Origin of the sequence: Motiliproteus sp. MSK22-1 (assembly GCF_001968815.1) — a bacterium.
Lineage (GTDB): Bacteria > Pseudomonadota > Gammaproteobacteria > Pseudomonadales > Balneatricaceae > Motiliproteus.
In genome coordinates this window covers 43,434-63,367 of record NZ_MIEQ01000053.1, presented here as the reverse complement: position 1 = coordinate 63,367, position 19,934 = coordinate 43,434, and the positions used below count along the sequence as shown (strand labels likewise).

Genomic DNA, 19,934 nt, shown 5'->3' with positions numbered 1-19,934 from the left:
TAAAACCCCGGAAGCATGAAACAACGCAACACCACCTTCAACGCATAGCCTCCACCGTTCTACAAGTATAAGACATATAATATAAAACACTCAGGTGAAGCCAAATCGACAAATGGCAGTTCGAGTTACTGCTTGCAACGTCCGTTAGCTGTCAAACAGACCCAGCGCCCTGATAAACCGCGACCCGGTTACGTCCCTGCTCTTTTGCCTGGTACAACGCTTTATCGGCACGGTTAATTATCCGATCAAGAGTATCTTTCTGACGACTATCCGTCTTATCACCAGTATCCCTTAAGTCTTCCAAAACAGAGACTCCGATACTGACGGTAACCGACCGCTCATCCAGGTTTAAATCTTCCACTTGCTTTCTAAGCTGCTCAGCCTTGTCAATGGCCAGAGAAATGTCACTCTGATCCAGCATGACAACAAATTCCTCTCCTCCTAACCGCGCAACCACGTCTTCTTTACGGCAACTCTCTTGCAAGGCTGTCGCTACAGCCTGCAATACTCGATCCCCTTCAGCATGACCAAATCGATCATTCACTGATTTAAAATGGTCAATATCAATCATCAGAAAACTCAATGGATGATGATGACGTAATGCACGGGCAATTTTCTGACCAGCCATTTCAACCAGATAGTGTCGATTGTAGAGACCCGTCAGTTGATCACACATCGCCAGGATCGAGAGCTGATCACGCTGACGTTTCAGTGTTGTATGGGTTTTGACTCGGGCTTTGACAATTGCAGTTCGAATGGGCTTGGTTATGTAGTCAACGGCCCCCAGAGCCAGACCAAGCTCTTCTTCTTTCTCCCCATCCTTACCCGTAATAAATATGACAGGTATAGGCTCTGTTTCAGGGTTTTCTTTTAATTTGCGGATCACCTCATAGCCATTCAAACCAGGCATCATTACATCCAGGAGAATCAGATCCAGTTCTGGATGATTTTTCGTCAGCTCAAGACATTTCTCACCGCTGGTAGCAACCTTTACGTGGTAGTCTGTCTTCAGACAACTGGCGAGAAGTTGAATATTTTCAGGCCTGTCATCGACAATAAGAACCACAGATTTATCTTTCATTCAGCGTTCCTGCGGCCTGGATTAAACATCACTTTATCGAACCAGCAGATAGTGCCTTGAGCCCTATCGATCAGGGGATTTGTATGCAGGTTCCCTAAGACCCTTGCCTGTCAAGCAGAAAAAGTATCTTTTCAATAGAGGCTAATGCTCCATCGGAGTCGAATAACTTCAGCTGTTTTAATAAATCCTGAATTAACAGCTCAAGAGGATCAGAAAAAGTATCTCCTGCCATTAGACCCAACTCTGAACAATCAATATAATCCCCCTTCTGCAGGCGGCTGGCAAGCGTTGAAAACAGCTGTCGCAGCGACTTGTTATCATAGGATTTAACAGGCGTCACGGACTTTGACGGCTCTGATATAGTTGACTGCTCTGCCTCAGTTGATGGCTCTACCATGAGGTATTGCTCAAGCACACTAACCAATTGCTGAAATGCATCCAGCAAATCCACTAACCCCTCTCGAATATCAGTGGACTCTTGCACCTTGATCTGTTGCTCCAATGCCATAGCTTTATGCTGTACCTGCAAACAGCACAGGGTTCCAGCAATACTCTTGACCGTATGCAACCACTGACGCAAGGATCGAAGATCTGGTTTTTCAATCTGCTGTCGCAGTTTTTCAGTATAAGGATCAACATCCTCTAAAAACAATAAGACCAATCGCTGCAAACTCTGTTCATTGTTTTCAACTCGGTCTAAGGCTCGCTTTTTATCCCAAACAGGAGTCAATTCAACTTTATCATCAGCTGAATCGACAGAAGCAATCTGTTGACTATCTGCCGATACAGTCTCTGCGTCAGCCATTGTAGAAGCTGAATCAGTTATCAGCCATGTGATCAGTGCAGTTTTGAGCTGAGAGCTATCCAGCGGTTTCGCCAGATAGTCACTCATTCCAGCAGATAAACACTTCTCCTTATCCCCTTTCATGGCATTGGCTGTCATCGCAACAATCGGAAGTGTTTTATAACGATTTCCTGCAAGCCCTTGTCGAATTTGACGACTGGCTTCATAGCCATCCATTCTTGGCATCTGACAATCCATAAGGACCAGTGTGTAGGGATTGCTGTCAGGAGCTTGTCTAAGGGACTCTAAAGCCTCAACACCATCTGCAGCCAGGTCCGAATAAAGACCTATGTTTTCCAGCATGCCACTGACCACTTCCTGATTCACATAATTATCTTCTACGATCAGTAGTCGAGAATTAATCGGCCAAACAGGGCTTTTATCATCGCTTCGGTTGATGGCTCCGTTCTCAGCCGGTATCAGTGTTTTGAGGTAATGTTTTGTCACCAGTGGAGAAGCCTGTTGCAGCGCCTCTCCCCCTTCCACAACCACGGCGAGCGCATCCGTAAGATCCGAAGCTGTAGCGGGCTTTGGAAAGTAGGCGCTGAATCCCAGTTCAGAAAATAACTTGGCATCCCCTCGATGGGCCTGAGAGGTCATCATTACCAGTTTCATGGGACGATACTGAGGGTTCGTCTGAAGAATTTTACCCAATTCCGCACCATCCATACCCGGCATCTGCAAGTCGAGCAAAGCGGCATCAAAAAGTCGCTCAGGGCTCTGAGAAGGCCGTTTCAGATCACAGGATTCACACAGCGCCAAAGCCTCCGGCCCATTGGCCGCTTCCACAACCTGGACACCCAGGAATTCTAACTGCCCTCTGAGTACCTCCCGATTAGTTTCATTATCATCCACCACCAATACACGTAAGCCACTGTAATCAATTGATGGAACGGCAAGCTGCGGCTGTTCACCAAGCTGCAAGGGTAGCGTAAAGGTAAAGCAACTTCCTTGTCCCGGCTCACTGGTAACACTGATGGTTCCACCCATAAGATTACAAAGCCGCTTAACAATAGCCAGACCGAGTCCGGTCCCTCCATATTTACGCGTAGTGGTCGCATCAGCCTGAGTGAAGGGATCAAACAAGCCATTCAGTGTCTCTTCAGCAATTCCGGTACCGGTGTCTGACACACTGCAACTGAATATAACCGTCTGATCCTTGGTGCTGAGATTCGCTCGAATGACAATCTCACCTTGCTCGGTAAACTTAATCGCATTGCCGACAAGATTAGTCAGGATTTGACGAATTCTTCCCGGATCCGACTTAACCTGCTCAACCCCTATCGAGGCGGTATCCAGTATTAACTCAAGACCTTTTTCATGAGCTTTATAAGCCATTGCTCCAGCGAACTCATCCAGATGGCGACGCAGGTTAAAATCAATCTCTTCAAGCTCCAGCTTTCCTGCATCCACTTTCGAAAAGTCGAGAATATCGTTGATCAGTGTCAGCAGAGACTGAGCGCTGGAGTGGGCCAATTTGAGCTTTCGTCGTTGGTCCTGATTTAATCGGCTCTGTCGCACCAACCCCAACATTCCTAAAACTCCGTTCATTGGAGTTCGAATTTCATGGCTCATGACTGCAAGAAACTCACTTTTTGCCTGCGCCGCATGCTCGGCAGCCTCTTTGGCAATAATCAGTTCATGTTCAGACTGTTTGATACAGCTAATATCGGTACGAATAGCGATATAGGCCTGGGGTTTGCCCCCTTCACCTTTAAAAGCTGCAATTGTTGTATCAACCCAATAAAGCTCTCCATTTTTTGCCCGATTACAAACCTCAGCGTTCCAGATCCCTCCAGCGCATGCGGTTCGGTACATTTCCCTCCAGAATTGTCGAGTATGTTTACCGGAGTTGAGAATACGGTGGTTTTGACCAATTAACTCATCAACACTGTAGCCACTGATTAACGCGAACTTTTTGTTGGCGTAAGTAATCGTTCCCTTTAAATCCGTAACAGCAACAATGGCATGTTGGTCCAGAACGTACCTCTGTTCATCCAAATTGGCCAAAGCCTGTTGAGTTTTCAGATGGTTTTGTTTAAGGATCCGTTCATGTCCCTGCCGTTCGGATAACATGTGGTTGAAAGCATCTGCCAACATACCGATCTCGTTGCGACTGCTGACCGCCACCTGCATGCCAGTATCCCCCTTAGCCACACGATTAGCAGCAATGGCCAATTGAACAATCGGCTGGACAAATCTTCGAGCCTGAAAAAAAGCAAATCCAATCGCCGCCAGACTGACCATTACCACAAATCCGAGAATGACTATGCCTAATAAATTAGCTAACTCCAGCACTTTGGTTTCGTTAAGTTCACTGATCAGTATCCAGCTGGTCCCCGGAAGTTTAATCTCTTTATGCAACCCAATGACTGCCTGACCGTTTGGCCCAAGATAGGACTGTGCTTTATCTGGAGTCTCCACCACTCCCTCTATTCCATGATGCAGCTGCCGATGCATCTTAAATATTTCCGTGGATATACGCCGACTCAATACTTCCTGCTGGCTGTCACCGATAGCCGTTCGCAGTAATCCATCCTCACCAATCAAATAATGGGTTAAATTCCTGTCTTCCTGGTTATATAACAATCGATCAACCCGATGAAACCGCAACTTCATGGCAAATATGCCAATTGGATCACCCGATTGATCTAAAAGGGGGGTAGTCAGGAATCCATCAATAGCATTATTGGACGGCAGGTAGCGTTCCAAATCAGAAAAAGTCACCTTTCCTGTTGCTAGAGTATTTCTGAACGCCATGGCAAAGCGGGTCTTGGAATAGGAGCCCCATTGCAGATTTGTTCCAAGATCTGATTCTCGAGCCACCGTAAAGAGAATATTCCCCTCCCGATCAATCAGGAACAGGTCATACAGATAATCATACCGTTGAGTAAACGTAACCAATGTTTCCTGACCGGCCTTAACCTGAAGGGCCCAATCATCACTATCAACATACTCCGATAAATCCAGACCACTTCGCTTCCAGCCTTTTATTAATCTCTGCAGAAGCTGAGCATTACTTTGAAACTCCGCCTGATGAAGCAGGTCAGTCTTTCGGTAATCAAACCAGTTTCGAATATACAGCTCTGTTAACCCTGAAGACTGCTGCAACATTTCAGCTGCTTGCTGCAACAGACTTTCTCGGGTTTGTTGGTAACTAAAGATCGCAACAATAACTAAAGGAAAAATTGACAGAAAGGAAAACCACCCCATAAGAACACGCCCAATCGAGCTTTCGGGCTTGCTCAAAGCCAAAGGTCGTTTTGCATTGTTGCCAGAATCCTGATCACATTCGCGAATATCGCTAACGATACGCTCGCCCTTTTTGACAGCCACTTGGATAGTCAACCACTTAGATAGTCAATTATTTACACAGTCTACGGCTCTTTTATCTGCATTGAGTTTATCTGTACCGAGCACAAACTCTATGTTTAGACTAGACCTCAACCAGTGGTTTTATCCAGTTAAAGATCCCTGCGGCTGAGGTTGGTCATAATAAGGAAGTTCTATCAGGCAATTAATTCCAAAAATGATTCATCGGGTTCCTTCTTCTTCGTCAATTTTAATTTCGCTAATATCCCAATAATTTCGGTAACAGAAGTGAAATCTGTGGAATAAAAGCAATAGCAATCACCGCTAGTGTCGAGACTAACGCAAAAGGCAATGCTTTTGCTGTCACCTCCTCCAGGGCGGTATCCGATATACCTGAAGCGACAAACAGGTTCTCCCCCAGCGGAGGCGTCGAAAAACCGATGGACAGGCTGCAGACCATAACAATACCAAAATGCACTGGATCAATTCCCAAACTATAGGTAACGGGCAGTAACACCGGGGTCAGGATCATGATTGCAGCCAATGTTTCCATAAACATACCAACAAACAACAAAAAACCGATAATCAGCAGCCAGATCAGATACAGGTTCTGAGTCAGACTCAGCATGGATTCAGCCACCATCGCCGGTATTTGGTTTTCAACCAACAGACGACCAAAAACAGTGGCGGTAAACAGGATCAGTAAAACCCGACCGGAAAGCCAAGTGGTGGTTTCCAAAGAATGTATCAGGTCTTTCCACTTTAATTCCTTATGAATAAACAAACCTACAAACAGTGTATAAAAAATAGCAACAATGGCTGATTCAGTCGGAGTAAAGAACCCGGAATAAATACCTCCAAGAATAACCAGTGGAGCCAAAACAGACCAAAGTCCAGCGCGGAAAGCCCCTCGGATCTGACTTAACGACCAGCCTTCTGCCGTCCCCTGATAACCCAGGCGCTTACAGCGTACGTAATTCAGCACCATCAGGCTCACCGAAATAACCAGTCCCGGTAAAAACCCGGCAATAAACAGCTTAGGAATGGATACACTTTGGAAAGGACCGTGTTTAGCAATAGCCTCTACGGGAACGGTCATCCCTAAGGCTGAAATTCCAAAGATAACCATCGGTATCGAAGGTGGAATAACAATCCCCAGCCCCCCGGAAGATGCCGTTACGGCAGACGCATAGCCTTTATCGTAACCCCGTTTCACCATCGCAGGAATCATTAACATTCCCACGGCCGCCGTTGTCGCAGGCCCCGAACCGGAGATCGCGCCGAAGAACATACAGGCCATGACTGTCGCCGCTGAAATGCCACCGGTCACCGGCCCGGCAAAGCTCTCAGCCAGTGTTACCAAGCGTTTTGAGATACCCGCTGCTTCCATTAAAGCACCGGCCAGAATAAATGCGGGTAAAGCCATTAACGGAAATGAGCCGACTGAATTAAATGCAATCTGGACAAACTTAATCGGGTTCTGGTCCAGGTAAAGAAAGGATGCCAGTGCGGCAAGCCCTAAAGAAACAGTAATCGGCGCGCCAATCAGCAGCAGGCCCAAAAACGAGCCAAAGAGAATTATTACTATAGATGTTTCAGTCATGTGGAATCCCCAAAGTCAAACCGCTGATTTCTCAGCCTTATTTTCAAGACCGGTTTCTATCAGCCCATCCAGCTCCTGAGATTCAGGATCCTGTATATCAACTCCTCTGACGAACTTGAGGTAATTCACCTGAATAATTCGAATGGTCATCAGCGTGAAAGCAATGGGTAGTACCAAGTAAATGTATTTCATCGGAACCCCCAATGTTTGGGACTTCCAGAACAGGTTCATTTTGTTAAACACAAAATCGTAACTCAGCACGACAAAATAGAGGTTAAAGCCAATCCAGGCGATATCAGACAGGGCTTCTAATAAAGTGGCGAGTTTTTGAGGGATAAGCTTATATTGGAAAGTGACACGGTTGTGGGCAGATAGCTTTGCAGCATAACTGGCACCAAAAAAAACAAACCAGACAAACATATAAACCGATAACTCTTCGGTCCAGGCAATGGAATAGCCAAAAACTTCACGAGAAACAATTTGTGCAAAAAGGAGAGTGACAAAAACTGCCAACAGGGTTCGGCATAAATAGGTTTCGGCGTTATCTAAAAAATGTACCACAGCGCCCATAACGGATATCTCCATTTGGTAATGCAGACTAATACATAGCAACAAAGAACGGCGACAGAGAGAGTCCATCACGGAGTTCCAGATCAGCTAAGATGAGAAGACGATGCTTCTCAGTAGAAACGCCTGGACGCATTCAGCCTGACGAAAACTACCGAGAAGCAGTCAAATAGGACAGGTACCTTCAGATTGAATGTAGTTATCAGGATTAACTGAACTTATCCCAATCAGCACATCTGAAAGGCTACTGATTTGATCAAATTAGACTTCTTTACGTCCCAAGGAACGAAGCAGTTGATTGACTTTCTCTTTGCCGCCAACCTGTTCATAGAACTTTGGCCAAACTGCTTTTTGAGCTTTTTCAATCCACTTGGCTTCATCCGTAAGGGCATCAATCTGCATCTTATAGGTTTCAACAAGCTCCTTCTTAATACCTGCTTCCTTATCCTGTAACCAGGTCAGGCTGTAGGCTGTTGCTTCCTTGCCCGCTTCAGTTAGCGCTTTTTGAACCTCAGCAGACTGTTCCTGGAACAAGGATTCTGAAATAATCAGCGGCTCCAGCAGGAACAGGTAGTGAATATCAGTCAGATACTTCTGCACTTCACCAAACTTCATGGAGTAGATTGCAGCATAAGGCGTATCCTGCCCATCCACGACCCGCTGCTGCAAAGCAGTAAAGGTTTCAGACCAGGCCATTGGTGTCGGATTGATACCCCAGGACTTATAGGTATCGATCATGATCTCATTTTTGGGTACACGGACAACCAGCCCTTTAAGATCCTCAAGCTTCTTAACAGGGCGCTTGGAATTGGTAAAGACCCGATAACCGGAATAGGTCCAGGCCAGTACTCGAACATTGGCATTCTTGATCGCATCCTTTGTGAGCTGCTCTCCGATTGGCCCTTCTACAACTTTCTGTGCCTGATTGATGTTCTCAAAGATATACGGCAGGGACAGAATGCCCATTGAGGGTGAAAAGGGTGAAAGGTTGTTACTGGCGATGATTGAAAGATCGAGAGTTCCCAGTGCGGCATCATTTACTGTCGCCTGTTCAGAACCCAGTTGGCCATTAACGAACAGCTTTGCACTGTACTGCCCATTGGTTTTTTGTGAAAGCAACTCCGTAAACTTAAGACCCAGAGCTTCCTGGGCACTGCCACCTCCGTCCCCAACTGCCATGTTCCAACTGGTGGCAGCAAAACCGCTGACCGAAAAAACTAATCCAGCGGTCAATGACAGTGCTTTAAATAATGTGTTCTTTTGTTTCATTGGTTTCACCTTATTGTTGTTGTGATAGTTTTTTTTGCTTGTTATACAAAAAGACCAAGCAGTCTCTGAATGTTTTATTAGTGATCGATTACCGACAGGATGCCATCACCGCTTCATCGATAATCAGAGCAATCTGTTCACAGTCGTCCTCGCTAAAAGTCAACGGAATACGCATATCCAGCAAGGTTGATAAAATCAGCTCGGTGTTAGGCAATGTCGGCATCGCTTCGATATAGCGCCAGCTGTCATAGCGACTGGTATAGTCTTTAGGGTCCTCATCGCCGAACCACTTCAACACCACGTTACTGTCAGCACATCGCTTAATGACTTCCAGCACTTGCTCAGCATTAAACCCCGGCAGCGAAAACTGAATAGAACTGCCAACATACCGTTCGGCATCAGGTCGGACAGGTATACTGATGGCTGAACATCGGCTCAGTTGTTTTTCCAATATACTGTAGCGCCGGTTCCAACGCTGACATTGAGCATCCAGACCGGCAATCTGAGGGCGTAATATCGCCGCCCGCAAGTTGTCCATACGGCCACTATAATTAGGAGTCTCAAAGCGAATTTGTTCAAAGACTTCCTTGGCAGGTGCGGCAAAATGTTTCTCAAACAACATATAGGAGCCTGAGTGCATAATCGCTCGGGCCATAACTTCAGGGTGCCGGCAGGTCAGGAAACCGCCTTCTCCAGAATTGACATGCTTGTAAGTTTGCGCGCTGAAACAAGCAATATCGCCAAAGGTGCCGCTTTTTTGACCATTCCAGCTCGCCCCCATGGTATGAGCGCAATCCTCAATCAGGAACAGATCATAACGAGCACAAATGGCCATCACCCGATCCATATCTGCAATATGGCCACGCATATGAGACAGCATCAGAAACCGGGCACCGGATTCCTCCGCCCTGGCGGCCAGATCATCGAGATCGATACAGTAATCGTCAGCAACATCCACCAGTACCGGTACGGCACCACTGTTATGAATAGCCCCGGGAACGGGCGCTAAGGTAAAGGCATTGCAAAGTACCTTGTCGCCGGCATTAACACCGGCTGCACGCATGGCAACATGCAGCGCATATCCACCTGAAGAACATGCCAGGCAGTAGGGCACCCCCAGATAATCAGCAAACTCCAGTTCAAGCAGGTCCGTTTCGCTCTTTTCTCCCTCCAGGGTGTTGTAACGATGTAAGCGACCAGTGCGCATCACTGCCACCGCAGCATTGATTCCCTCTTCAGGAATCGCTTCTTGCTGGGTAAAGGATTTTTCAAATATCTTCACGGTTTCAACCTCAGCAATAACGTTTCTGATCGTAAACCTTAAAGTCCCACTGGGTATCGGGATAGTATTTACGCAGACGCCAGTCACAGGCCCGGGCATGGCCTTCCATCCCTTCAGTACGTGATATTCGTGAACCGGCAGCACTGAAAACGATATTGGCGCTTTCATCCAGTTCCTGATAAGTCAGCACCTTCATGAATTTTTGGACATTAAGCCCACCGCTGTATCGAGCCGCTTTTTTAGTGGGAAGAATATGGTTGGTACCAGAGCATTTGTCACCGTGGGATACAGTGCTGCCCTCCCCTAAAAACAACGAACCGTAGTTATTAAGGTTCTCTTTCCACCATTCCAGATCATCCGCCAGAATCTGCAGATGCTCACAGGCATATTGATCACTGATACGCGCAACTTCTTCACGGCTCTCACCCAGAATAACCACACCATGATCACGCCAGGCTGCTTCACAAACTTCGGCGTTGGGCATATCCGCGATGACATGAGGCATTATTTCCAGAACTTTTTCCCCAATCTCACGGCTGTCGGTAAACAACCACACCGGCGAGTTAGGACCATGTTCTGCCTGAGAGACCAAATCAACAGCAATGGTCATAGGATCTGCATTGCAATCAGCGATAATGGCGGATTCGGTAGGACCAGCAAAGACATCAATGCCCACAGCACCAAATAGCATACGCTTCGCTTCTGCCACATAGGCATTACCGGGACCAACAAGAATGTCCACCGGTTTACCGGTAAATAACCCGTAGGCCATGGAGGCAATCGCCTGCACACCACCCATTTCCAGAATCACATCGGCGCCAGCAAGGTCCATAGCATAAGCAACCGCCGGATTTACACTATTGCCTCTGGGAGGTGAGCAGGCAACAACAAAGGGTACGCCAGCTGCCTTTGCTGTGGCGACACTCATCAGCGCAGAAGCCGCATGTGCATAGCGTCCCCCGGGTACATAGCAGCCAGCACACTGCACCGGCAATACCCGCTGCCCTAATCGAACTCCCGCTTCTGTTTCAATTTCGAACGACTTCAGGCTATCTCGTTGTGCTTGTGCAAAACGCTTAATCTGGCGATGGGCAAAATCAATATCATCTTTGACACTTTGAGGAACTTCTGCGATCAGGGCTTGCTTTTTCTCTTCAGAGAGCACAAAGCCCCCCTGCCAATTGTCGAACTGTAAGGCAAGCTCTGCGACCGCTGACTCACCTTCTTGCTGGATTCGTTCAAGCATCGATTTGACGGCAAGCTGTATCTGCTCATCTTCACCGGCAACGACCGCTTCCGAAACCGCATTCTTTAAATATTCCATCGGTACCTCTTGTTATTGTTTGCGCTTGAAATGAGTCTCATTCAACCGTCTGTCATCTGTTATTGCTGAATATTGAAGGCACTGAAAGCCCCAGCCCGACCGCAGCATGATCATGTTATCTCCAGGGTCGAAATCGCTTGCCAGCTAGGGGAATCAGGTCCAATCCGGTAATTTCAACTCTAAATGAAAGCGCTTACATTTTGCTTCCAAAAAAAGCACTCTGTCAACATCAACAACTCTAAAATATCGCAAAAACTCTAATATTTACTAACAAATGATTGTTATTAAAAACAAAAATATTTTTTGTACTTTTTGTAAGCGTAAATCAAAAACCAAATATATTGGGCTATATTTGTGAACAAACGGGTTTAAAAAACAGCAACACAGATCCTGCCGGAGAGTTGTTGAAAACCCCATCGTGACTGGAAAAAACCATCAAACCGGTCTGCGCTGCAAATGTGATAATCCGCTCACTGCCGCGGAGATATTTTGCTATCATAGTGCCGGACAAATAGGAGCGATATGAACGAAACTCTCCCTACCCTGCAGGATGTAGCAACGGCCGCTGGTGTATCAACGGCCACCGTCTCTCGGGCAATCAATCAACCGGATAAAGTCAAAGAAAAATCCCGGAACAAAATTAATGATGCCATCGTTAAATTGGGTTACGCACCTCATGGGGCGGCACGCGCCCTGGCGTCCAGGCGCACTCAAACGATCGGTGCCATTGTCCCGACGATCGACAACGGTATCTTCGCCAAGGGCATTCACTACCTGCAACGAGGTTTAAAAGAAGCCAATTACACATTGCTGCTGGCCAGCAGCAATTACAACTCAGATGAAGAACTCAACGAAGCTCGAACACTGATCAGTCGTGGAATTGACGGAATGGTCATGATCGGTGAAACACACCATCCAGGCGTGTATGAATTACTCAACAGACACTCCATTCCAGTAGTCAATCTGTGGATTTACGATCCGCAATCCAAATACAGCTGTATCGGTTTCGACAATAGCCTTGTTGGCCGCAGAATCGCCGAATACCTGTTGGCTCAAGGACATAAAGACATTGCAGTTATCTCAGGATTTCAGGCTCGAAATGACCGCGCCACTCAACGCGTTTCCGGTATCCGCCAGTTTCTGCAACAGCAGGGACTGGAACTGAAGCCGGAACTGGTTCGCGAATGCCGTTTCAGTGTCGATGATGCAAGACTGGCATTTCAGGATCTGGTCAATTCCGGTCATCCATTTACCGCAGTCATTTGCGGTGGAGATATTCTGGCCCTGGGAGCACTCAGCGCAGCACGGGATCTTGGTATCAGCGTGCCGGAATCACTCTCTATCACAGGTTTTGATAATCTGGAGATATGCGCGGCGCTCTCCCCTGGATTAACGACCATTGATGTACCAGCAAAAAAAATGGGCAAATACGCTGCCGAATATCTACTTAAGTGCATCAAAAACCAAGAGAAAGGCATCCACAGAATGCAGCTTGATGCCGATCTGATTATTCGTGAGACCAGCGGCCCTGCACCAACCCGCTAGAATTTATGTACGAAATAACCCAGTAACCCGGGTTAACAGCAGGTGCTGATAAAACGGTAACTTTTCAGCATTCTCAGTATGCACCACCCGTAACGACTGGCTGCCCTGGCTTTCTTTGTTGATGAAGATCATGACTCTGGTGAGTTTAATTGAAAACAGCTATGAGCTCTCCTACTCTTGATCCACTCCAAATGAATAAAAAGACTCTGATAATGGCAAAACAAATACGGCATATTATTGGTTGTACTTTCTTTAGTTTAACGCCTGCTGTTTTAACTCTGGCAGTATTAATGTCTTCTGTATTGACGTCCGCCGGGCAGGTTTATGCGGCGCCACCAGAGATCATGGATATTATCCCTTCTCAAACGACAGGTGTCGCCCCTTTGGCCATTCACTTTGACGCATCAAGGGTCATTCATAACGGTCAGGTTCTGGACCCTATCCGTGATGTCAGCTATCAGTGGAACTTCGGTGACAGCGATAATCAGTACTGGTCGACAAGCCAGCAATCCAAAAATACTGACAACGGCTTTATCGCAGCCCACCTTTTTGAGTCACCGGGCAATTATGAAATTCGAGTAAAGATTTCCAGCCCTGAAAGCGCTTTTGATACGGTGGAACAATCAGTTTCAGTTGAAGTTTTACATCCGGATGAGGTTTACCCTGGCGAACAAACAGTGTGCTTTTCTAGGTCTGGAGATTATTCCGGTTGCCCCTACGGCGCTCAGTTGGTTCAGCTTACTGCAAACACTGACATAACTCAGTTGCTGGCAGCAGGAAAGTTTCAGGGGAGCAAGCGCAAACAGCAGCGGCTATGGAATCCCTACAAAGAGTACGCATTGAGTTACGATCACAACAGTACATTTGAATATTTGGATTATGAACAGAGCTGGGACTGCCGCACTGAAGTTGAATCTCACAGTCGAACATTACTCTCTGCGGAGCAACTGGCCCCCTTTATCGGTACTAATACTCGGCTGCTTTTTAAACGAGGTGAAACCTTCACCTTCTTCAATAGTATTTCTCTCGATAACGCCAATGGGGCCACTTTAGGAGCCTACGGCACCTGTACTTCTAACACCCATGAGCGTTGTGACAATGCACCGACGCTCGAAATGCTGGGAGCAGGCAGTGCCGCAGACTTACTGATTCTGTCAGATGGCTCTACCGACATAAAAATCACAGATTTATCCATCAATCACCTATGTGGTGATCGAAATCGCGCAATCAATATGTACGGAAGCGCCAGCCAGCTGCTGTTTGACCGGCTAACCATACAGGGGTTCGATACCGCAATTATAGGCCGAACTTACGGACAAACAGTTCCCCACAACCTGATCAGCATCTTCAATTCCAAGTTTGAAAAGATGGGGGCAGGACAATCAGCAGCCGATGATCCAGGCAGTAACGAATGTGATAGACCGGTATTACCGGACTGGCATACAGGTGACCGCAACACCCCCATAGCTGAAGCGCTTTGGAATGAACAATGGGCTGAGTATAAATTACAACTACTCGAAACCCTGACCAATAATAACTGTAAAACAGGTGGCAACATTGCCTATTTACCGGCTCATCGGCATATGATCATGGGCACTCAGATGAGCGATGCTGTTACCAAACGAGCAGAACATGTTTTAAGAATCCCTCTGGCGCACAAATCGGTCATCGCTCACAACACCTTCGAAGAACCCGCGCCTAACAAACACGCACTTAAACTGCATAATCAGGGAGACTGTGTAATCCTTGATGACTGCGATATAAATCCGGTACAGTCGGCAGAGAACTATCCAACCAACTGGGTGCTCATCAGGGAGAATCTATTTAAATCAAACACTGATATCGTCGTCAGTATCGGTCCGGGGACGAGCAAAGTAGGAGAACAGGTTAACCATATTCTCTTTGAATCCAATCGTGTAGAAGCCAGCGGTGAACTAAATCAGTTTGCAATAGGACTCGCCTCCCATCACTCAACCGTTCGCAACAATCAACTAGTACAGGACCATCCAACCAACAACTGGACCGGGATCAGCATCGCTAAGGGAAAAAACGAACCGGAGCAGGCTGACAATAACCGGGTCGTGCAGAATCATGCCAGCGTCAATGGCCCGGTAGATTTAGTCAGACTTCATACCGGTACCGATGAGGCACAGATCAACAACAACCGGGTATGTTCCACAGCACTGCCTACCTATGTAGATCTTGCAGACCCTGGCATCACTCATATGTCAGAAGGCAATCAGTGGGATTGCACCCAAAATAATCTTGCCACCGGAGATAGTTCAGATAACGATACTGATAAAGACCTGACACCGCCACTGTTCCATTTAACATTTGATAACCCTGACAATCCCGCAATGGATGCCATGAATAATGTTTCCGCTATACTTTACGGCAATATAGATCTCCCCCAAGGGAAAGTTGGAAAAGCGATTTCCTTTGATGATATCCGTGATGAAATTATCATCCCTGATCCCATGAACGGGATAGAAAGCACGGGTGAGTTGAGCTTGATGGTCTGGATTAATATGACAGACTTTGGTGCGGGCAGCGAAGCATTTGGACGCCCTCGCCTGAACAGACAGGGAGACATTTCATTAACCATTGATGACAGAGGTAAGCTGCTTTTTTACCTCAACTCAAAGCATATCAATCCAGATATCAGACTTCAGCCCGGAATCTGGACACACCTTGCGCTGACCTATAACCAATCAGAAAGAACAGTCAGGGTATACTTAAATGGTAACGAAACCTACCAGTACCCCATCCCTGCAAGCACCCCACTATACTTTGACACCGGCCAGGAATTCAGACTGGGACTCGGCCAATGGCGCTCCGGCTCAAGGTATTTTTCCGGTCAACTGGATGAGTTCAAGTTGTATGATGTCGAGCTAAGTCCAGAAGAAATATTACTGCACTTTCAGAATGAATCTTCAGAGCAAATAAAGACAAGGATAGGCGCTTTAAAATAAGCTTGGAGAATAACTGCCACTTCAGGCAAGCAAAAATGTTCTATCCAGAACGATATCTTGTAATTTCACGGATGTAACAAGCGAGAGCTGGTAATCAAAAATTTGTTTTTCGTAAACTCTCCAGGGAGTCTCTCGCATAACAAGCGCCAAGTATGATAGATCTCGCATACTTGTTGCGGCCTGTTGTTTGGGCTGCAACGCTTTGTACCATCCTTCCTTGGCACACCAAACCCTGTAGAATAGTCGTTGAGATTTTTCAGGAATAAACCTAATTAGATCGCTCTCATCAGCGTTAAACGCATACTCTGCCAATTTATCAAAATCACGTTTTTTGATTAACTCTACATCAATACCCACGGGATATTGGCCTAAAGCAAACGCCATAAGGCCTTTACTATGACTCAGGCTGTAATACCAGTTGCCGGGTAGATTGGTAATCAGGGGTGTGGAGTCCTGTCTCTCAACAAAAGACCAGTAATCAACAGGTTTGCTGAACGTATAACTTAAAACCATACGCATTAGCCAGCGGCTATGGAGATACTCTAACCTTTTTATCCTACTTTTTGTTCTGTTAAAACGGTTACATTCAGATTCAGACAGAAGAGGCAAAGCCTCTTCCAAACAGTCGACACTGGCTGGAGAATTTCTACCTAACCAAACCCGAATCGAGTGTTGACGATGAATGCCTCTATCGCTCAAGTCTTACAACTTTTCCGGTCAACGCGACGCCTGCCATCAGAGCACCAGCGTGGCACTCATATTCAGTATTGCTACTATAGGTGTTTTTCTTATAGTAACTGGCTATTTCTATAACAGCATTACCGCCTTCCTTTTTTACACGATCCTGAAGAGAAATTAACGCAGAAAGCAACACCCATCGACAGGCCTCTTCATCACTCTTATTAAAAGCATTAGTTTTCCTATTGCTAGAGAAACTACCAAAAGACTGCACCACTTTTGGATGCTTTTGATTTCCAAAATAAAAACTTATATTCGGATCCAGTTTTTCCTTAAAATCAGCTGATTGCATAGCCTCCTGAATAGGGAGCATATGTTTAGTATTACGACTAAACGCTTCTGGTGCAATCAGACACAATGCTGCTGCCAAAAATAATGTTACATATCTCACTTCTGGTTACTCCATGTTTAAATTATTGTTTCCATTAGCAAACCTATAAAAAATTCCATTCCGTCCCATACTGACTCTAAAACGGCTAGGTGCGCAAAAAACGGTTTGATACCGGAGATGATAACTTCATAGCCCCCTTAAAACCTATCCGCAGGTTCCTCGGCCTGTCGGATTATATGTGTCATCAGTCATTGATTCAACGGAGGGACCGCTTGCATAAGAAAGGATGATCGGTGAAAATTCTCTGCGCTTCCCGATAACAGAATGTAATGGACTTATTTCACAGGTTCCTTAGCTAAATTGGTTGAAGTTCATGCTTCTTTTTTGCTGCCCAAAAAAAATATATTGCTATCGTTACAGAGAAACGGGTGACCCACTGGTGCAGCCAATACGTTATTAAGCAGGAGTTTGTAACCAGTGATAGAATTTAGACTTGAGTCCTGGGCTGCAATGGCACCCGGACTTCAAACAAAAGAAGCCTGGAGAGACTGGCTGCTGCATCCTGAGAGAATCGACTCTCCCCTTGGCAAAGTATCCTTGAAACAGATCCCTCCCCTGTTACGTCGACGCTTTAGCCCCCTCGGAAAGTGTGCCATGGGTGCCATACTTCCTATATTAGAAGACGGTGAATCCATACCCAGTATTTTTGCGTCTCGACATGGAGATACAGAGTTATCATTGTCCTTACAGAAAGATATGGGATTAGATGAACCCATGTCACCAACAGGATTTAGCCTGGCAGTCCACAATGCGGTGAGTGGTTTATTTTCAATAGCTCGTAAAGATACAAGTGAAATCACGTCCATTTCTGCGATGGAGGCCCTTGTCCTACAAGCGCTGTTAGAAGCTGTTGGTCAGTTGCAGGTATCCGCAAGAGTTCTATGCGTAGTGTACGATATGCCGCTACCTGAGCCATTTTCCCGCTTCACCAAAGGAGATCAGTTTCCCTATGCGATCGCAATGATTCTGAGCCAAACAACCGGTGATAGTTACAGTATTGAGCAGTGCGGCAACATAAACGATATAATAGAGCCCCCCTCGGTATCTAAACCAATTAACTCAGAATTAAAACAAATAAACTCAGAACCTTTAAGGTTTCTTCAACTGTTGACCGACATATCCAGCGCAACAGACTCACAACTAAACGGAGCTAGCTGGCGAATAGCTAAGGTTAAATGATGTTACTCTCAAGAATTAATCATTGCTGGCGCTGGATAGGAACACTGATTAGTTTTCTCGTCTTTGGTTTGGGAGGTTTCCTGGTCCTCATTCTGGTGCTTCCGGCTTTATGTCTGTTACCGGGCGGAAAATTACGAAGAGAAATCCAGGCGCAGAAAATCATCCATTACTCTTTTCGAATATATATCGGGTTGATGAGAACGCTGGGGGTCTTAACCTATCAGATAGAAAATATAGAGAAGTTGAAAGGTGCCAAATTGATATTGGCCAATCATCCTTCGCTGATTGATGTGATATTCTTAATCGCCATGGTTCCCAACGCCAACTGTATTGTGAAAGGGGCGCTTGTCCGTAATCTATTTACAAAAGGGCCGATCAAAGCTGCCGGTTATATTATCAACGATGGAACAATTGACGTGATGGAAGCGGCAGCACAAGCTTTTGAAAAAGGCCATGCATTGATCATCTTCCCAGAAGGTACTCGATCAAACCCAATGCAACCTCTTCAGCTCAAAAGAGGGGCCGCAAATGTTGCAGTAAGAACCGATGCTGATATCACTCCCGTATTGATAGAATGCAGCCCGGCAACCCTAACGAAGAATGATCGTTGGTATAAAGTTCCTGACAAATGCGTTCGGTTTCAAGTCCAGGTAAAAGATCGAATAAAAGTTGCGCCGTACTTGGAAAATATGTGCCCGTCCATCGGGGCACGAGCACTAACCAGTGACTTAAGTGAATATTTTAATAAGGAACTCAGACTATATGAGTAATCTTCACCTAGAGCTAAAGCAGATGATTATCGAGACTCTGGACCTGGAGGACATTGATACGAGTGAAATTATCAATGATGAGCCTCTTTTTGTGGAGGGACTGGGTCTGGACTCCATTGATGCCCTGGAAATTGGTCTCGCATTACAAAAAAAATACGGCATCACACTGAAGTCTGATTCTGAGGAAACACGCCAATATTTTTCCAGCATTAATGCTTTAGTTGAACTCGTTGAATCCCACCGCTCAAAATAAGAGATATAAATGAACACTTCAGAAGAAATCTATCTCAGAGTTGTCTCTATTTTGGAAGAGTTATTTGAAGTTGAACCACAGCAGATCTCTCCTGAAGCACACCTCTATCAAGACCTGGATATTGATAGTATTGATGCCGTAGATCTTGTGGTTGAACTAAAGAAATGGACCGGTAAGAAAATTCGGCCTGAAGATTTTAAGAACGTCCGCACCGTTCAGGATGTCGTGCTCGAAGTGCAAAAACTACTTAATGACGACTTATGAGAAAGCTGCTTAAAATAGCAGCCATTGCCCTGTCTCTCAGTTACCCATTTCTAGTCTATTGGGGACTACAACATTACGATGCCAGCGCACTACTGCCCGTACTACTGACCCTGCTGGGTCTAAGGTGGGCCATTGGAGCCAAGTCCGCTGATCGAAAAATAGTCATTGCAACTCTATTAGGAGTAGTTGCCATTGCTCTGGTATGGGGACATCAACTGGGATTGAAATTTTACCCGGTGATGATGAACCTTGGTTTCCTATCCTTATTTGCGAGTAGCCTGTTCTTTCCACCTCCTATTGTCGAACGTTTGGCGAGAATAAAGGAACCGAATCTATCTCCTGAAGCCATGGCCTATACCCGTAAAGTCACTTGGTTATGGAGCGTATTTTTTCTGCTAAACGGAACGATTGCAGCAATCACGGCCCTATGGGCAACCGATAAAACCTGGCTGCTGTACAACGGATTTATAGCTTACCTTCTTATTGGCAGTCTAGCTGCCGGTGAGTGGTTATTTCGCCAGCGCGTAATACGAGGTTGAT

Annotated in this window: 16 protein-coding genes; 7 read left to right on the top strand and 9 right to left on the bottom strand. The window is 46.1% G+C overall.

Annotated elements, in window-relative coordinates; genetic code table 11:
* Positions 1 to 151 precede the first annotated feature (151 nt).
* The 7 genes from BGP75_RS16140 to hisD all read right to left on the bottom strand — a co-directional run bounded on the left by BGP75_RS16140 (position 152) and on the right by hisD (position 11,282).
* On the bottom strand, positions 152 to 1,081 hold the full coding sequence (locus tag BGP75_RS16140) for a diguanylate cyclase (protein WP_076719865.1): 930 nt from the start codon (positions 1,079 to 1,081) through the stop codon (positions 152 to 154).
* 94 nt (positions 1,082 to 1,175) lie between these two features.
* A complete protein-coding gene (locus tag BGP75_RS16135; protein WP_083704865.1) occupies positions 1,176 to 5,261 on the bottom strand; it encodes a response regulator in 4,086 nt (1,361 codons plus the stop codon).
* 235 nt (positions 5,262 to 5,496) lie between these two features.
* Positions 5,497 to 6,840, bottom strand: a complete 1,344-nt coding sequence (locus BGP75_RS16130; RefSeq protein ID WP_076719864.1) for a TRAP transporter large permease — start codon at positions 6,838 to 6,840, stop codon at positions 5,497 to 5,499.
* Between the two features lie 15 nt (positions 6,841 to 6,855).
* Positions 6,856 to 7,410, bottom strand: a complete 555-nt coding sequence (locus BGP75_RS16125; protein ID WP_198939383.1) for a TRAP transporter small permease — start codon at positions 7,408 to 7,410, stop codon at positions 6,856 to 6,858.
* 258 nt (positions 7,411 to 7,668) lie between these two features.
* A complete protein-coding gene (locus tag BGP75_RS16120; protein WP_076719863.1) occupies positions 7,669 to 8,676 on the bottom strand; it encodes a TRAP transporter substrate-binding protein in 1,008 nt (335 codons plus the stop codon).
* A gap of 88 nt (positions 8,677 to 8,764) precedes the next feature.
* Complete coding sequence (locus BGP75_RS16115) at positions 8,765 to 9,958, bottom strand: DegT/DnrJ/EryC1/StrS aminotransferase family protein (RefSeq protein ID WP_076719862.1); 1,194 nt, start codon at positions 9,956 to 9,958, stop codon at positions 8,765 to 8,767.
* Between the two features lie 10 nt (positions 9,959 to 9,968).
* Entirely contained in the window at positions 9,969 to 11,282 is a 1,314-nt protein-coding gene (gene hisD / locus BGP75_RS16110; protein WP_076719861.1) for a histidinol dehydrogenase, read from the bottom strand.
* 522 nt (positions 11,283 to 11,804) lie between these two features.
* Between hisD and BGP75_RS16105 the strand changes: the two genes are divergently transcribed.
* Entirely contained in the window at positions 11,805 to 12,827 is a 1,023-nt protein-coding gene (locus BGP75_RS16105; RefSeq protein ID WP_076719860.1) for a LacI family DNA-binding transcriptional regulator, read from the top strand.
* A gap of 212 nt (positions 12,828 to 13,039) precedes the next feature.
* Positions 13,040 to 15,799: a LamG-like jellyroll fold domain-containing protein gene (locus BGP75_RS16100; RefSeq protein WP_158070123.1), complete on the top strand. Its 2,760-nt coding sequence runs from the start codon at positions 13,040 to 13,042 to the stop codon at positions 15,797 to 15,799.
* A gap of 21 nt (positions 15,800 to 15,820) precedes the next feature.
* Here the strand turns inward: BGP75_RS16100 and BGP75_RS16095 are convergent, their stop codons facing one another.
* Positions 15,821 to 16,318 (bottom strand): 4'-phosphopantetheinyl transferase superfamily protein, encoded by a 498-nt coding sequence (locus BGP75_RS16095; protein ID WP_076719858.1) that lies wholly within the window; start codon positions 16,316 to 16,318, stop codon positions 15,821 to 15,823.
* 169 nt (positions 16,319 to 16,487) lie between these two features.
* Positions 16,488 to 16,928, bottom strand: a complete 441-nt coding sequence (locus tag BGP75_RS16090; RefSeq protein ID WP_076719857.1) for an excinuclease ATPase subunit — start codon at positions 16,926 to 16,928, stop codon at positions 16,488 to 16,490.
* Between the two features lie 417 nt (positions 16,929 to 17,345).
* Here BGP75_RS16090 and BGP75_RS16085 point away from each other — a divergent pair, with 417 nt between their 5' ends.
* The 5 genes from BGP75_RS16085 to BGP75_RS16065 are packed head-to-tail and all read left to right on the top strand — an operon-like array spanning position 17,346 to position 19,933.
* Positions 17,346 to 18,107: a beta-ketoacyl synthase chain length factor gene (locus BGP75_RS16085; RefSeq protein ID WP_143821086.1), complete on the top strand. Its 762-nt coding sequence runs from the start codon at positions 17,346 to 17,348 to the stop codon at positions 18,105 to 18,107.
* Complete coding sequence (locus BGP75_RS16080) at positions 18,107 to 18,877, top strand: 1-acyl-sn-glycerol-3-phosphate acyltransferase (protein ID WP_076719856.1); 771 nt, start codon at positions 18,107 to 18,109, stop codon at positions 18,875 to 18,877. Before BGP75_RS16085 ends, BGP75_RS16080 begins: the two co-directional genes overlap by 1 nt.
* A complete protein-coding gene (locus BGP75_RS16075) occupies positions 18,870 to 19,130 on the top strand; it encodes a phosphopantetheine-binding protein (protein ID WP_076719855.1) in 261 nt (86 codons plus the stop codon). The genes BGP75_RS16080 and BGP75_RS16075 overlap by 8 nt, the downstream gene beginning before the upstream one ends.
* 9 nt (positions 19,131 to 19,139) lie before the next feature.
* Positions 19,140 to 19,394 carry an acyl carrier protein gene (locus tag BGP75_RS16070; RefSeq protein WP_076719854.1) on the top strand — a complete coding sequence of 85 codons (255 nt, stop codon included), beginning with the start codon at positions 19,140 to 19,142 and terminating at the stop codon, positions 19,392 to 19,394.
* Positions 19,391 to 19,933: a hypothetical protein gene (locus BGP75_RS16065; RefSeq protein ID WP_076719853.1), complete on the top strand. Its 543-nt coding sequence runs from the start codon at positions 19,391 to 19,393 to the stop codon at positions 19,931 to 19,933. Before BGP75_RS16070 ends, BGP75_RS16065 begins: the two co-directional genes overlap by 4 nt.
* Position 19,934 lies beyond the last annotated feature (1 nt).

Excerpts from the sequence above, each read along its gene's own strand:
- BGP75_RS16120 (WP_076719863.1), bottom strand. The coding sequence starts at position 8,676 with ATGAAACAAAAGAACACATTATTTAAAGCACTGTCATTGACCGCTGGA.
- BGP75_RS16130 (WP_076719864.1), bottom strand. The coding sequence starts at position 6,840 with ATGACTGAAACATCTATAGTAATAATTCTCTTTGGCTCGTTTTTGGGC.
- BGP75_RS16070 (WP_076719854.1), top strand. The coding sequence starts at position 19,140 with ATGAACACTTCAGAAGAAATCTATCTCAGAGTTGTCTCTATTTTGGAA.
- BGP75_RS16080 (WP_076719856.1), top strand. The coding sequence starts at position 18,107 with ATGTTACTCTCAAGAATTAATCATTGCTGGCGCTGGATAGGAACACTG.
- BGP75_RS16100 (WP_158070123.1), top strand. The coding sequence starts at position 13,040 with ATGGCAAAACAAATACGGCATATTATTGGTTGTACTTTCTTTAGTTTA.
- BGP75_RS16075 (WP_076719855.1), top strand. The coding sequence starts at position 18,870 with ATGAGTAATCTTCACCTAGAGCTAAAGCAGATGATTATCGAGACTCTG.
- BGP75_RS16140 (WP_076719865.1), bottom strand. The coding sequence starts at position 1,081 with ATGAAAGATAAATCTGTGGTTCTTATTGTCGATGACAGGCCTGAAAAT.
- BGP75_RS16095 (WP_076719858.1), bottom strand. The coding sequence starts at position 16,318 with ATGCGTATGGTTTTAAGTTATACGTTCAGCAAACCTGTTGATTACTGG.
- BGP75_RS16105 (WP_076719860.1), top strand. The coding sequence starts at position 11,805 with ATGAACGAAACTCTCCCTACCCTGCAGGATGTAGCAACGGCCGCTGGT.
- hisD (WP_076719861.1), bottom strand. The coding sequence starts at position 11,282 with ATGGAATATTTAAAGAATGCGGTTTCGGAAGCGGTCGTTGCCGGTGAA.
- BGP75_RS16065 (WP_076719853.1), top strand. The coding sequence starts at position 19,391 with ATGAGAAAGCTGCTTAAAATAGCAGCCATTGCCCTGTCTCTCAGTTAC.
- BGP75_RS16125 (WP_198939383.1), bottom strand. The coding sequence starts at position 7,410 with ATGGGCGCTGTGGTACATTTTTTAGATAACGCCGAAACCTATTTATGC.